Below are 13,770 nucleotides of genomic sequence, written 5' to 3' on the forward strand. Positions count from 1 at the left end.
TGTGTCGTTGATGGTTTGAGTATAGCCAGCTTGTATATTTAGATAACTCGAGTTAGCTTGGGTTGTAATATTTATCTTGTGAATGAGTGTTTCCCCTATGCCGACACAAAAGCCGTTAGATTTAAACTTATTACGTGTGTTTATGGTGGTTTATCGTACACGTTCGTTTACCCAAGCGGCGCAGGAGTTAGATTTAACCCAGTCTTCCGTGAGTAATGCCATTGGCCGATTGAGATCATGGGTAGGAGAGTCGCTGTTTACTCGGGTTGGGCGTGGAATTGAACCAACCGCAGTAGCTCGAGAGATGTATCGCAAGTTTGAGCAACCCATGGCCGATATCGAAACCGTATTACTTGGGTTTGAGCATTTTGATCCCCGCTCAAGCCAGCGGCGCTTTTATGTATATGCCAATGAGTCGGTTATTGAAACGCTGCAAGCAGGTGTGCAAGCTTTATTGTTGGATGCGGATATCGAAGTGATTTTTCGTGAGTCGCCGCCACAGGAGGCTGAGTTATATCGTGATATCTTGCTTGAGCGGGTTGCGGTGGCGATCGATATTAAACCCGCTCAGCAAACTTTGCTCTCAAGCAAATTACTCTTTACTGAACGTTTAGTCTGTATTGCCAGTAAGCAGCATCCTCGTATTCATGGAGCCATTACTCATCAACAGTATTTTGAGGAGAAACACGTATTTTTAAATTTGCGGCGTTTTAATTTGACGGCGGGGGATTTGTTTACTGAAGGCGTGTTACCAAGGCGCAGGATGTACAGTGAACAGTCCTCTCTATTAAGTATGTTTGCAACCGTAGGTAAAAGTGAGGCGATAGGTATCGCCCCTTTACGTTATGCCAGTCAATACGCTGAAATGTTTGGCCTACAAATACTACCTATGCCACTAAAAACAAGACCAATTGATTTATATATGGTGTGGAGCAGTAAATATACCCAAAACCCGAGCCATCAATGGTTACGACGTTTATTACTCAGTGCCAGTACCATGACAACAAATGAAAAAGCGCTGGTTCAGGCTCGTAGCGAGTGAATCAGCGCTTTTTGCGTGTTTATCTTATTGTTTTAAGAAGGTATCTATTACTGTCTAGCTAACCTGTGGCTTTCACCAGGATGCTCAAAGTCACTGCGGTAGGGGTTAATGTCTAAGCCGCCACGACGGGTGTAGCGGGCGTATACAGTTAACTTAGCACAGTGACAGTAATGTTTTAGGTCGACAAAAATTCGCTCGACACATTGTTCGTGAAACTCATTATGTTGGCGGAACGAAATCAAATAGCGCAGTAATTTTTCGCGATCGATTTTTGGCCCTTGATAACGGATCATCACACTGCCCCAATCGGGTTGAGAGGTAATTAAGCAGTTTGATTTCAATAGATTAGAATTGAGTGTCTCAGCGACAATCTGTTTTTCATCTGTGCTGTTTTCAAGATAATCAGGATTAAAATCATAATCACTGACTTCAATATCCAGATCGTCAATGCAAGTGCCTGGCAGTTCGACGACACGTTGAATACCAAAACTTTTAGGCTCAATAATCTTAACGTTAACATCGCCTTGGGCACATTCACTTAGATCTTTAACTAAGGTTTTTTGCACCGCATCGAGATTGTCGAATTTGGTTTGATTAAAACTGTTTAAATACAGTTTGAAGGATTTTGACTCGATCAGATTTTGGCTTGCATGACTTAGCTGAATGTCGGCGATAGCCACCATAGGTTTACCCTTTGCATTTAGCCAAGACAGCTCATAGGCCGTCCAGATATCGGCTCCGTGGAAAGGTAAACTCTCCGCAGTCAGGTTGATAGCGTTACGGTTAAGTGAGCGAGGAACCCCTTGCAGCAGCGATGCATCATACTCGGCTTGGTAATCAGTAGCTTTACCTAAAGTTAAGCTCGCAAGTTCTTTTGCATCACTATAGGGATCGTGATTCTGTGTCATCAATACTGTTTCCATGTCAAAATAGGCGCACATTATACCCGAAATTGGATTGTGCTTAAGTGTCTTGTCTGCCTGCTCTCGATAAATTTTTGCAAAACTATCATCAGTCTTACCTATCAACTTTAGGCGAATTACCGCGATATTACCCGCGAGGTGAGCCATCTTTGTGCATTCAAGGAGAGTTTGATGAATCATCCGATGAGGCGGTGAGCTGGTTACCTGTTAAACGTGAACAAGTAGGCAGCTTTGCGAATGTTGAGCATGCACTTGAACTTAAATTATGGCCTGATATCAATTACTTCTATGGTGAGTATTTTGCGGCGCCCGTGCTATTTGATTCACCATGGGGCACAGGAGAATTACTACAGGTATGGAACGAGGCGGATTTTGACGCGTTGCAGCAAAATATTATCGGTCACTTAATGATGAAGCAAAAACTTAAGCAACCGCCCACCTGGTTTATTGGTTTGCTTGATGAGGGCGATAAGATGCTAACGGTGGATAATGCCGATGGTAGTGTATGGGTGGAAATCCCCGGCGAGCTTCCCTCTTCCCAATTGGCGCCGAGTTTAGCGGCGTTTATTGAGGCGTTATCGCCACGTATCGCGCCGCCCGTGAAACATGAAGAATTGCCTATGCCAGCGCTCGAGCATCCTGGGATTTTTGCCAGCTTTAAACGTATGTGGCACAACCTGATTGGTAAGCGTTAAGCGCGTTGAAATGCAGCAAGGCCTAAACATAGTAAACTCGACATGCATCTCTAGCCTGTCGAGTTTACGCTTCAATAAGGCAAGGCTATTGATGGTCCCAAGACAAGTTAGACACTATGCGGCAAGGTTCGCAGCGAAAGTGAAACATATCCAATAATGGCTCATCGAGCTTCCAGGTGTGACTGCCACAACGCGGGCAGGGGCGTGCCAGCTCAGATTGCAGATCCTGCCCCCCGACACGATACAAATAATAGTAAGTGGGAATTTTAGTAAGGTATTCGATTCGACCGCGTAAATCCCAACCTCGTCTAAATAAATCACTGTTTGGGCTCGATAATTCTTCTAGCGCTGCAAACTCTGCCTTAGTGGCGGCCGCCATTTGTAACTCATCACAGGCTTGCCACTCGGTTTGCCAGCGGATAACTCGCTTATGATCGCCATTAAAGGTCGCAGGGATTTGATACAGCGGAATAGGCAATAAGTTATCACCACTACGCAGGGGGGAACACATATGCACATAGCTAGTGTAGAGCAACTGCCAGCTGGGTGGCTCAGTGTTACTGACCTCAGAATTAATATCCTGACCGATAAACTTTTCACGTGGCGCCAGTAGTTTAGCCTCGGTTAATTCCGCCAGCGCTTTTTTCACCCAAGGGCTGTGGTAACGATGGGCCAAACTGTTTTTTTCCGGCGTGAGTAGGCGTACTCGAAATTCGCCCTCATTAAAGGCTACGGCAAATTCGCGGCCGAGGATTTGGCCATTAGCGCGATAGGCTTCGAGTAATTGATTGATGGCACGTTCTGCCGCACTGATGGTGGTATCGGCAAAGCATTCAAAGCGCAATTCGGTGACAAACATTAAGCGGATTTTCCTTGGGATTCGAGTTGACTGACACGTTGTTTCAGCTCGATAAGTTCATTTCTGAGTTGCATGATCTCGTTGTTTTTTAACGCGAGGGCCTGTTCAATGCCTTGTTGCAACTGGGCTAACTGTTGCGCCAATGTGGCGACTGTGAGTGGTGAAGCTTCGGCGGTATGTGTTTCTTCAATCACGGGCTGTGATTGGGCCGCTAAACGTTCCCGCTCGGCTTTAGGTACCGATTTAAATTGCTGTAATCCTTGGATTAATATCGGCATAGGGATTTTGTTACCGACACGGCTTTTTATCAGGGCAAGGCTTGGTGTTTTACCGCTGGCTTCGAGTGCGCAGGCTGCTGCTAACACTTGGTCAATGGGACTCATAATAAGTGAAATTCCTTAATGTATATCGTGTTTTTCACTAACTTACTGTGATGTGGTTATTTTAGTTTTTATAAATCAATGTATTGCTGTTTGGCATTGATTTTGCTTTTTAACAATTTTTATAACAAGTACACAGGAAGTCATAATATGAACGCAAATATTAATCGCAAACTCATCGCGGTCACGTTTTTAGGGTTAGCAAGCTTAGGTCTTAGCGGTTGTGTGGTCAATGTCGGCGATGGTGAATCTAAGTGGGATAGCAGCGAATCTTGGGAAAAAACACAGGATAAAAACCGCACTAATCTGACTAAGCTCAGCCTTGGCATGAGCAAAGACCAAGTGATGACGCTAATGGGAGCAGCAGACTTTAGCGAGTCCTATTTACAACAAAGCGCAGGACAAGCAGACAAAGAAGTGTTGGTCCTCTTTTATCGCACTCAGCACTCCCATAGCGATGGTAAAACCACTAAGGATGAATGTACGCCTGTAGTGTTGAGTAACCATGTTTTAGTCGGTTGGGGCGACACTGCGTATCAAAAGATTTAACCCCAACTGCCCCAAAATATACTTGAAAGCCCTAAAAAATTAGGGCTTTCTTAACTGAGCATCAAGCTGCTCAATCAGTTCGGTCCATTGTGCATCAGCCTCTAACGCTTCGGTGAGAAAACTCTTTTGCGCTTGTGTCCAAAAAGGCGCTTCAGTTAAGTGTATTTGTGCTGCCAGCTTGTGAGTCGCAATAAATTGCGCAATAGCATTGGGTTGGCTCTCTAATCCCAGTTGTTCAAATAGATGGCTTAAATCAATTGGCGTAGTATCCATTCGATCTCTCCCTTGGTTAGCTTTTTATCTAGGTTATGCATCTCTTTAGGAAATGCAATCGATGATTAAAATTTGCACTTTTTGGTTTCCTTGATACATTGATAAAGACTCATAAGAGTGTGATCTAAATCAAGGAATTCTAACAATGGACAATAAAACCTTGGATGAGTATCGTGCCGTTTATCTCACCGCAGAAGATTTACGCTTGGCCGCTTCAATTATCTACAATGCGTATCATGATGATCCCTTTTTCATTAATGCGTTATCCACCGCGGATAAATTTGCCTACGAACAAAAATTACGCGCCGCAATTCGCGAAGAACTCAATACTCTATGGCAACAAAAGCAGGCCTTAATCGGACTTTTCGATGGTGCTCATTTAGTGGGGGTTGCTTGCGTTGTCACCCAAGAAGTGCCACTCGGAGAAGGTCGCTATTGGCACTGGCGGCTCAAAATGTTGCTGGGTACGGGGTGGCAATCGACCCAAGCTATGATGAAAAAGGAATCGATTATTTTGGAACTGTTACCCAGCCAGCGTTGTGGGATTTTGCAATTTATTGCCTTAGCGCCAAACGAGCAAGGTAAAGGGCTGGGCCATCAACTTGTTCAAGCGGTAGTGAGTTGGTGCGATGAGCAGCCAAATCTTGAAGGTATTGGGGTATTCACCTCGCAGGAAGCTCATATGCATTTATTTAAACAACATGATTTTGTTTTCTTGGGTGAATTGACTATTGGTGGTGTGGCTGGGCAATTACTTTTTTATACAGGCCAACAAGATGAATAAACGTTATCGCTCTTTCGCTGAGTTTTATCCTTTCTATCTCTCCCAGCATCAAGACAGTCGTTGTCGGCGGCTACATTTTATTGGAAGTATTCTGGTATTGTTTTTATTAGGGGCTGCATTTATCACTGCCGCATGGTGGTTGTTGATGCTGATCCCGCTTGTGGGATATGGATTTGCTTGGGTTGGTCATTTTGTCTTTGAGCGTAATCGACCTGCGACCTTTCAATATCCTTTGTACAGCTTGATGGGGGATTGGGTGATGTTTGTCCAAATTCTTTTGGGAAAAGTAAAGTATTGAATCTGATATTCCGGTAAGAAGCTGACAAGCGTGTGAGAGATCGCTTACAAAGCCTGTAAGACAATATGTTTTCTTTTTGATTGTTTTATAATCTGTAGTTTTAAAAGTTATTTAATTTCAATTTGTTATAAATTCCACTTTGCTGGTTGAATGAGATTTTCCCGGGTTGTTGTTCTTATGGGGGAACAACAAAGACAGAATTCACGTAGAATTTATCTGTCGCCAAAACACATGGATAGCACGGATTGCAATACAGGCGAAACGGACGCAAGAAGCAACTAATTTAGGTTCTTGGATTTGAACCCCTGGCGGTAGGAAAACTGTCATAAACCAAGGATAGGCTAAGGAGAAGCAGGATAGCTTTGTCAAGGATGATACAGGATATAATACTTGTTAGGACGACAGGTTTCAGGATGATAAAGGACAAGCTTAAGGATTAAGCATGTACTCGGTGCAGGATGTATCGAGTTAAGGGATAAGTATAAGGGTGAACAGCTTGTACTCGTCTATGGAAGGCATTGAGCAGGATGCATTATGGAATGAGTCATAGGATGTGACTGGTGCCGGAATAGGATTTCCGGGTCAAAGGATTGAGTGTTATGGTTAAGCCATAACACAGGGAGGATTAGGGGTACAGGGATGCTGTAGGATGCACGTAAACGCATGGATGGTGCAGGGAGCACAAATAAGCAGGATGGCTTACAGAGAATAAATGGGGCGTACACAGTACGCCCTTTTCTTTTTTGTCTTTTGAAGCTGCAGCTTGTATCTAGGCATCTTATAAATATGGAATTGCAAATCCGTCCAATCACCCAATTCACAGCTCACCAAGATTGTAATATCAACCCGCTTATACATTGATAACAATGCGCAATGATACTTTTGAGTTGCTTGGTTCTTGTGGTTGATACTAACCAAAGTATATGGAACTTGGCGTCGCTTAGAGGCTGTTCATAATTCTGTGTCAAAATGTCCATTTTTATAATTTTAACGGTAGTGGGATAAAAGAGATTGTCGATTATTGCTCCTTTATGCGGCGATTTACGGCTTGGTTGGTTCTGAGTCTTTCTTAGCAAGCAGACTAAATTAGTTGAGAGGATTAAAATTGCCAGTTTCTTTGTGAGATATGTCTCACAAGCATGTAAGTAATTTGTAAGTTTTTTGACTGATAAAAACCGTCATATTCCATCAAATATAGTTTAATCAGTGTGTTAGGTTTTGCTTTTAATTATGTCGTTATTATTGCGGTTTATCTTTTTATTTTAACTAGCGCAAATTTCATCATGACTATCCTAAGATTCATTTGCAGAGGGAGCGAGAGACAACAGGATGTTAGCGGTCAGGATGGCCGGACAGTGTTTAATGGATTAACACTCACGGAATGGTAAGGAAAGACTTTCAGGATGAAAGCGTTACGAACCACGGAAGGATAGACTATCACGGATAGATAGCCTAGTTGCACAGGATTGCGATGGCACAAGGAGTGCAGCAGAAAGGAAGCAACTTAACCTATTTCATGGATGATGCTGGAACCGCTCAGGAAAGAGCAAGCTTGGTAAAAGGAACGCCAAGAAATAGGGATGTACTTGAGTACAGGGAGATATCAAGGATTGAACAGGGATGATGCAGGATGCAAGTTGACGCATGGATGGTGCAGGGAGCACGAAAATAGCGGGATAGCTTAACAAAGTACAGAAGGGCGTGATCTTAGGATCACGCCCTTTCTTTTTGGTATTCATACAGATGATGCAGATATTGAACCGAGCTATGGCTGAGTGTTATCAATATGGCTTGGCGTTATCAATTCAGCTCAAAGGTCAACGGCAGTGGCTTAATGGCACTTGCCCGAGCTACAACTACTTTGGCTCCCACAGCCACCAAATTTACCTTTCGCCGTCGGTGCTTCTTGCCATTCGGGTTCTGGGAATATAGGCCATTCAATCTTTTGAATTTTTTTACCTAGCATCCATATATGACCACGATATTGATTTATACCATCTGTGCTGAACTCGAAGAGATACTTTGCCTTCCAACAGATCCCGGTAGTGCCGCCAAGGCTAGGACGAGCGGTTTCCATTGCGATCGCTAATAGTTGTACTTTTTGTCTACAGCATTCTTTTTCAGCAAAAATACGGCTTAATTCTGCCATTTGACGAAGTTGCCAAAAGAAAGCGGCAACGACAATCAGCGCAATAATTAACAGAAGATCTGACATCATTTACTTGCAGCCTTAAACAAGCCACCAATGGCTTGTGATAGTTGAACACTACGATTGGGATTTCGTAATTCACGCAGTAAGTGATTGCGTAAATTAGGAATAGCCACAATATCAGCAAAGACCTGATTAAAAAAGGCTTGCGGCTGAAGTGCAAGTGCTTCTAAGTAAATACTGCGACTCAGCTCTTGCTTTAGTATCGACCAATTTCGACCTGCAATACTGATGAGGGCGTTTGCATCAAGCTGGTCTGTATGCTGTAAGTGGGCTAAGGCTTGTTGGCTTAATTCAGACTGTGATGCTAATGCTCGCATGTAATAGGATTGGTACTCATTAGGTGCCTTGATGAACTTACTAAAGATCTTCTCCGCAATAGCCTCAGTCAACTGTAGATGTTCGAGGCACTGACATAGAGCGATTTGCACTTCAATGGCGGCATGGTCAAAACTGGCAAGGATATGTTGCTCATGATCTAATTCATTGAGACGGACACAAACATCACTCAAACCTTGCAGGCCAATATGTTGCCATTCACTCGGAGCAATTTGGCCTGATAAGTATTGCATGGCAAATTCATATTGGATTGATGCCTTTAACCCTAATTGCTTACGCACTAAGGCGTTGAATAACGCTAGTTTCTCTTGGCTAGGTTTAAAACTAAATGGATTATTGGCGAGGCGATCCTGCTGTTCATCGGTTAATGGCTGAGTTGGATCTTGTCCCAGTGCCGTGAGTACCATTTCAATAAATTGTGAACGGGGTGCAGGCGAGAGCAGGCCTTGCTCATCTAAAGGAAGCTTGAGGAACCAAATAAAATGCTGCTGGCTTTCATTCCAAAAAACAATGGCAAACTGTGCATGGCCTTGAATGGGGTAGGGATAAGGTGTGGCTAGAGATTCGATTTGATGGAAGGCCAACATGTCGATGTGCTGTACCCTTCGACCCAGTTCATAGACTTGGAATTGGGTTTTGGCTGTCGTTAAAAATTGGCTAAGCGTAGTAATTTCAGTCATTTGGCTGCTATATCAATCAAAAAGGCTCAATAAATTGGCGACATTATAGGGGGAAGTTGTTCACGATGGTATGATTGCTACACTTTTATCGCCCCCTGTCGCTGAGCGTTATCTTCTAATGACAGCGAGCTAAAGGACGTCACATTGATGCTTTACAGCCAAACTCAAATAAAATTAGCCCAAATTATTCACGAGCTCCAAGGTGTTGGACTTTGGTCGGCCAATGCGCCAAGTGATAAAGCGATGGCCAGTACTGCGCCGTTTGCCTGCGATCTTATGCCGTTTGAACAATGGTTACAGTTTATCTTTATCCCGCGAATGCAAGCATTGATCGATGCTGGTCAACCCTTGCCTCGCCAAATTGCCATTGCGCCTATGGCTGAACATGTGTGGTCTGAGCAGGCGACATTAGCACCCTTAATCGGTGTCTTAAATGAATTGGATATATTGTTAAATGAACCAAGATGATATCTGGTTAGATATGCCAGAGAGTAAGCAATTGAATACCGATAGTGATGATGTAGAAGCCGCGCCTGAACTGCACATTTTATATCAAGACGAGCATCTCGTTGCTATCCACAAACCTGCGGGATTGCTGGTGCATCGCAGTTATTTGGCACGCCGTGAACGTTTTTTTGCGATGCAATTAACACGCGATCTGGTGGGGTGTCATGTGTTTCCGGTACATCGTTTAGATAGACCGACCTCTGGCGTGTTGTTATTTGCCAAAAATAGTGAAGTGGCTAACGCGCTTTGCGAACAATTTGCCGACCATAGTATCGAAAAACAGTACCTAGCGTTGGTGCGTGGCAATATGCAGGAGAGTGGTGTATTGGATTATGCGCTCAAGGTGGAATTGGATGAAGTGGCGGATAAGTTCTCAAATCAAGATAAAGCAGCCCAAGAAGCGGTGACTCAATATGAACCGCTACTCAATGCTGAAATCCCCTATCCGTCAGGACGTTATGCAACGAGTCGATTTGCTTTAGTTAAACTGAGTCCTAAAACGGGGCGCAAGCATCAACTAAGACGCCATATGGCGCACTTACGTCATCCGATTATTGGTGATACCACCCATGGTGATGGTAAGCAAAATGCATTTTTTAGAACCCATTTTGACATCAATCGACTATGGCTGATTGCGAAAAAATTAACCTTCACTCACCCGATAACCCATGAGCGCTTAAGCATTGAAACAGAGCTTGAGCCTGAATGGGAAACCGTTTTTGCTCGCCTAGGTTGGGATGATAGCGCATTATCTTCCACACCCAGCATATTGATTGCGGGTTAAGCTGAAATGTATTAGGTCGCCACGTGTTTATTTGCGTGACTAAGATAGTGTGGCCTGTTTACTTGCTGTTGGCCCTGATGTTAATAGCTTAACGACTCGCTAGCTTTAGTTCTTGCATTAAGGTGACTAAGCTTGAAAATCCCGTGGTGGGCTTAAGTGGCGTTTGCAGGTTTTGCTGTGCGGCATGAAAGTAATGTTTACGTCTAATTTGAGTGCTTTTATGTTGGTGCTTGAGGTGTTTTTGCCTATTGCTCTGTCGCATCAGTTTAGTTCCTCATGCTCAATAACTTGATTTAATTTATAAAATTTTACCTTGTTGCTTGCCCTAAAGCATAACAATAAAGTAACTTCAGCTGAGTTGCGTTTACGCATGTGGGACGGAGTATATCATGAAAAAAGTTAATCTGATCTTTGGCACTGTGTATGGTAGCGCACAATTTACCGCCGAAACCTTAGAAAAAGCGCTGACAGAACTTGGTTATGAAGCCAGATTGTGGCAACCGAATGAAATTAGCCAATTTACACCACCACAGGATGAGCTGTTAGTGGTTGTCACCTCAACCACCGGGCAGGGGGATTTACCCGATGATATCCAGCCTTGGTTTTATCATCTCCAAACAACAGCTCCCTATTTGCCAGAGCTGAAATACAGTGTTATTGCGCTGGGAGATTCAAGTTACGATACCTTTTGTGGTGCAGGCAAGTCAGTGGATGCATTGCTGAGTGAATTAGGCGCAAAAGCCGTTGTGGAGCGTCTCGATATTGACGCCTGTGAAACCATGGAACCTGAGGTCGAAGCGATAAAATGGCTGCAAAGCTGGAACCAAATCGTCAAATCCGAGCGCGCCGCTTAGGCCATTTGGTCACTCAGCAGTGGTTTAAATTTGCTCAGCGCTTAAGCCAAGCGCTGTTAATCCCTATTGCCATTTTACCCGCGGCTGGGGTTATGCTGGGGTTGACGGTAAGCCCAATCCCCTTTATGCCTGAAGTACTTAATGTATTAATGCTGGCTGTGGGTAAGCTGATTTTCGCGATTATGCCGATTTTGTTTGCGGTGGCAGTGGCGATTGGTTTTTGTCGAGATCAAGGGATTGCTGCATTTACCGCGGTGTTTGGCTATGGCGTGTTGACCGCAACCTTGGCTGCTTTAGCTGACTTATACCAATTGCCAACTCAGTTAGTTCTTGGCATGGATACCTTAGATACTGGGATTGCTGGCGGCATGCTGATTGGCGGCGTGACTTGCTTTGCGGTGCGTTGGAGCCAATATATTCGCCTGCCAGCGATTTTTTCCTTTTTCGAAGGGCGGCGTAGCGCCTCTTTATTGATCATTCCGTTGGCTATGGGGTTAGGTTATGTACTCGCCCATGTATGGCCATCAATCTCCTTATTGATTGAGCGAGTCTCTGATTGGGCTGTTTACCAAAAGCCTGCAATTGCGTTTGGTGTTTATGGTGCGCTTGAGCGTTTACTCATTCCCTTAGGGCTACATCATATTTGGAATGCACCATTTTATTTAGAAGTTGGCCAATATCAGTTGCAGGACGCCGAAGTGGTACGCGGTGAAGTGGCGCGTTATTTAGCGGGTGATCCGCAAGCAGGGAATTTAGCGGGGGGCTACCTGATTAAAATGTGGGGATTACCAGCAGCGGCGCTGGCCATTTGGCGCTGCGCTGATGCCTCGGAGCGAAATCGTGTTGCGGGTATTATGCTTTCCGCTGCGGCAGCCAGTTGGTTAACAGGTGTGACTGAGCCAATTGAGTTTGCCTTTATGTTTGTGGCGCCTATCTTGTTTCTTATCCATGTCATGCTGGCGGGCTTGGCTTACTCTGTCTGCATTATGCTTGATATTCACCATAGTATTGTATTTTCCCACGGACTGGTTGACTTCACTTTGCTATTTTCCCTGTCCCGTAATACGGGATGGTTTGCAGTCTTGGGGCCGCTTACGGCGGTGATTTATTACATTTTGTTTAGGGGAAGTATTCTGGCATTTAATTTAAAAACGCCAGGGCGGCTTGAATCCTATGACGCCAATCGCTCCAAAGAGAGCTTAAGAGCAATTATTGCGGCATTAGGTGGTCGCGATAACATCGTTGAACTCAATGCCTGTTTAACGCGATTACGTTTGAGTGTGCATAGCCCTGAGTTAGTTAATAAAGTTCGACTCAGTCAGCTAGGCGCGAAGGGAGTGATTGTGATGGGGAAAGGTGTGCAAGTGGTGTATGGCACTAAGGCTGAAACTCTGCGTAAAGTGTTGCAGCGTTATTTAGATACACGGCGTTAGCATTGCAGCTTATTAAAATTAATCACTGATTTATTGTGTTTAATAAAGTTAACTCACAATAAATTCACTTTTTAACACAAAAAGTTAGCTTTTCATGCTGTATCAGTGGATTGGCTATGGCACACTCAAGTGAGGGACCATAGAGGAGATCAGATTTTGCAGTCACAGCATGTAGTATCCAACGCACAACCCGCCTTAGCACGTAAAATTCTGATGACAGATTGTGCCGATGCCCAAGGGCTTATCGCCAAAATCACCAGTGTTTGCTTTAACCATCAGCTTAACATCATCAAAAACAGTGAATTTGTGGATAATGCGCAGGGACGATTTTTTATGCGCACTGAGCTTGAGGGGCACTTTAACAGCGAGCAATTATTGCAGGATCTGCGTCAAGTATTACCCGTTCCAAATCATATGACCTTAGTGAGTGCGGGTAAGAAACGCATTGTTATATTAGTCACTAAAGAAGCACATTGTCTCGGCGACCTCTTGATGAAAGCGTATTATGGCGGTTTAAATGTTGAGATTGCCGCCGTAGTTGGCAACCACGATGTACTTAGAGAACTTGTTGAAAAGTTTGATATTCCTTTTCATCTCGTCAGCCACGAAGGACTCGACAGAATTCAACATGAGCAGGCGTTATTGGCCGCGGTGTCGCAATACGCGCCAGACTATCTGGTGCTTGCCAAGTATATGCGGGTGCTGACGCCGGATTTTGTTGCCGAATATCCAAACCGTATCATCAATATCCATCACTCTTTCTTACCAGCCTTTATTGGTGCAGCTCCTTACCGCCAAGCCTGGGAACGTGGGGTGAAAATTATCGGTGCGACGGCGCATTTTGTGAATAATTGCCTCGATGAAGGGCCGATTATCAAACAGGATGTGATCCCCGTTGATCATAGTTACAGTGCACTCGAAATGGCCAAAGCGGGCCGAGACGTTGAAAAAAGTGTTCTCAGCAAGGCGTTGCAATTAGTGTTAAATGAGCAAGTGGTGGTTTACGGCAATAAAACCATAGTGTTTTAGGGTGTAAAATTTGATTTGAGTATCCCCAACATACTCCCGCGCATACCGTGATGGGGATCTTATGTTTCAGTTTTAGTCTGCGGCTTATATTCGCTTTGCTATCCTTATGTTTAATAGGATTTTTACTTTGTT

Annotated in this window: 17 protein-coding genes; 10 read left to right on the forward strand and 7 right to left on the reverse strand. The window is 44.2% G+C overall.

Annotation, left to right across the window (positions count from 1 at the left end):
• Positions 1-97 precede the first annotated feature (97 nt).
• A complete protein-coding gene (locus tag M0413_RS01155) occupies positions 98-1,042 on the forward strand; it encodes a LysR family transcriptional regulator (RefSeq protein WP_249552869.1) in 945 nt (314 codons plus the stop codon).
• A gap of 47 nt (positions 1,043-1,089) precedes the next feature.
• On the opposite strand, the gene queF is transcribed toward M0413_RS01155, so the two are convergent.
• The gene (queF, locus tag M0413_RS01160; protein ID WP_037416675.1) at positions 1,090-1,950 is read right to left on the reverse strand and encodes an NADPH-dependent 7-cyano-7-deazaguanine reductase QueF; all 861 of its coding nucleotides are present in this window, start codon (positions 1,948-1,950) and stop codon (positions 1,090-1,092) included.
• A 59-nt stretch (positions 1,951-2,009) separates the two neighbouring features.
• On the opposite strand from queF, the gene syd reads away from it, so the two are divergent.
• Positions 2,010-2,660, forward strand: coding sequence for a SecY-interacting protein (gene syd, locus M0413_RS01165; RefSeq protein ID WP_249552871.1), 651 nt, complete (start codon positions 2,010-2,012; stop codon positions 2,658-2,660).
• Between the two features lie 85 nt (positions 2,661-2,745).
• On the opposite strand, the gene M0413_RS01170 is transcribed toward syd, so the two are convergent.
• Both M0413_RS01170 and M0413_RS01175 read right to left on the reverse strand, forming a co-directional pair.
• On the reverse strand, positions 2,746-3,519 hold the full coding sequence (locus M0413_RS01170) for a Zn-ribbon-containing protein (protein WP_069454603.1): 774 nt from the start codon (positions 3,517-3,519) through the stop codon (positions 2,746-2,748).
• On the reverse strand, positions 3,519-3,902 hold the full coding sequence (locus M0413_RS01175; protein WP_069454604.1) for a hypothetical protein: 384 nt from the start codon (positions 3,900-3,902) through the stop codon (positions 3,519-3,521). The genes M0413_RS01170 and M0413_RS01175 overlap by 1 nt, the downstream gene beginning before the upstream one ends.
• A 147-nt stretch (positions 3,903-4,049) precedes the next feature.
• Between M0413_RS01175 and M0413_RS01180 the strand changes: the two genes are divergently transcribed.
• A complete protein-coding gene (locus M0413_RS01180; RefSeq protein ID WP_047534614.1) occupies positions 4,050-4,448 on the forward strand; it encodes a DUF3192 domain-containing protein in 399 nt (132 codons plus the stop codon).
• Positions 4,449-4,487: 39 nt separating this feature from the next.
• On the opposite strand, the gene M0413_RS01185 is transcribed toward M0413_RS01180, so the two are convergent.
• The gene (locus M0413_RS01185) at positions 4,488-4,721 is read right to left on the reverse strand and encodes a DUF2789 domain-containing protein (protein ID WP_037416690.1); all 234 of its coding nucleotides are present in this window, start codon (positions 4,719-4,721) and stop codon (positions 4,488-4,490) included.
• 145 nt (positions 4,722-4,866) lie between these two features.
• Here M0413_RS01185 and M0413_RS01190 point away from each other — a divergent pair, with 145 nt between their 5' ends.
• Together M0413_RS01190 and M0413_RS01195 are read left to right on the forward strand one after the other, a co-directional pair.
• On the forward strand, positions 4,867-5,505 hold the full coding sequence (locus M0413_RS01190; RefSeq protein WP_037416694.1) for a GNAT family N-acetyltransferase: 639 nt from the start codon (positions 4,867-4,869) through the stop codon (positions 5,503-5,505).
• Entirely contained in the window at positions 5,498-5,803 is a 306-nt protein-coding gene (locus M0413_RS01195) for an Mpo1-like protein (protein ID WP_037416696.1), read from the forward strand. Before M0413_RS01190 ends, M0413_RS01195 begins: the two co-directional genes overlap by 8 nt.
• A 1,831-nt stretch (positions 5,804-7,634) precedes the next feature.
• Here M0413_RS01195 and M0413_RS01200 read toward each other — a convergent pair.
• Positions 7,635-8,021 carry a DUF3301 domain-containing protein gene (locus tag M0413_RS01200; protein ID WP_099457812.1) on the reverse strand — a complete coding sequence of 129 codons (387 nt, stop codon included), beginning with the start codon at positions 8,019-8,021 and terminating at the stop codon, positions 7,635-7,637.
• Positions 8,018-9,031, reverse strand: a complete 1,014-nt coding sequence (locus M0413_RS01205) for a DUF3549 family protein (RefSeq protein ID WP_037416706.1) — start codon at positions 9,029-9,031, stop codon at positions 8,018-8,020. The genes M0413_RS01200 and M0413_RS01205 overlap by 4 nt, the downstream gene beginning before the upstream one ends.
• A 147-nt stretch (positions 9,032-9,178) precedes the next feature.
• Between M0413_RS01205 and M0413_RS01210 the strand changes: the two genes are divergently transcribed.
• Both M0413_RS01210 and truC read left to right on the forward strand, forming a co-directional pair.
• Positions 9,179-9,499, forward strand: coding sequence for a YqcC family protein (locus M0413_RS01210; protein WP_203431964.1), 321 nt, complete (start codon positions 9,179-9,181; stop codon positions 9,497-9,499).
• Positions 9,486-10,322: a tRNA pseudouridine(65) synthase TruC gene (truC, locus tag M0413_RS01215; protein ID WP_249552873.1), complete on the forward strand. Its 837-nt coding sequence runs from the start codon at positions 9,486-9,488 to the stop codon at positions 10,320-10,322. The genes M0413_RS01210 and truC overlap by 14 nt, the downstream gene beginning before the upstream one ends.
• Positions 10,323-10,410: 88 nt before the next feature.
• Here the strand turns inward: truC and M0413_RS01220 are convergent, their stop codons facing one another.
• Positions 10,411-10,584 (reverse strand): hypothetical protein, encoded by a 174-nt coding sequence (locus tag M0413_RS01220; RefSeq protein ID WP_249552875.1) that lies wholly within the window; start codon positions 10,582-10,584, stop codon positions 10,411-10,413.
• Between the two features lie 127 nt (positions 10,585-10,711).
• On the opposite strand from M0413_RS01220, the gene M0413_RS01225 reads away from it, so the two are divergent.
• The 3 genes from M0413_RS01225 to purU all read left to right on the forward strand — a co-directional run bounded on the left by M0413_RS01225 (position 10,712) and on the right by purU (position 13,638).
• Positions 10,712-11,176, forward strand: a complete 465-nt coding sequence (locus tag M0413_RS01225; RefSeq protein WP_047534629.1) for a flavodoxin — start codon at positions 10,712-10,714, stop codon at positions 11,174-11,176.
• Positions 11,128-12,609 (forward strand): PTS transporter subunit EIIC, encoded by a 1,482-nt coding sequence (locus M0413_RS01230; protein WP_088585828.1) that lies wholly within the window; start codon positions 11,128-11,130, stop codon positions 12,607-12,609. The genes M0413_RS01225 and M0413_RS01230 overlap by 49 nt, the downstream gene beginning before the upstream one ends.
• 213 nt (positions 12,610-12,822) lie before the next feature.
• Positions 12,823-13,638, forward strand: a complete 816-nt coding sequence (gene purU, locus M0413_RS01235) for a formyltetrahydrofolate deformylase (protein ID WP_037430067.1) — start codon at positions 12,823-12,825, stop codon at positions 13,636-13,638.
• Positions 13,639-13,770: the final 132 nt, after the last annotated feature.

This window comes from Shewanella sp. 8A (genome assembly GCF_023475945.1).
Classification (GTDB): domain Bacteria; phylum Pseudomonadota; class Gammaproteobacteria; order Enterobacterales; family Shewanellaceae; genus Shewanella; species Shewanella xiamenensis.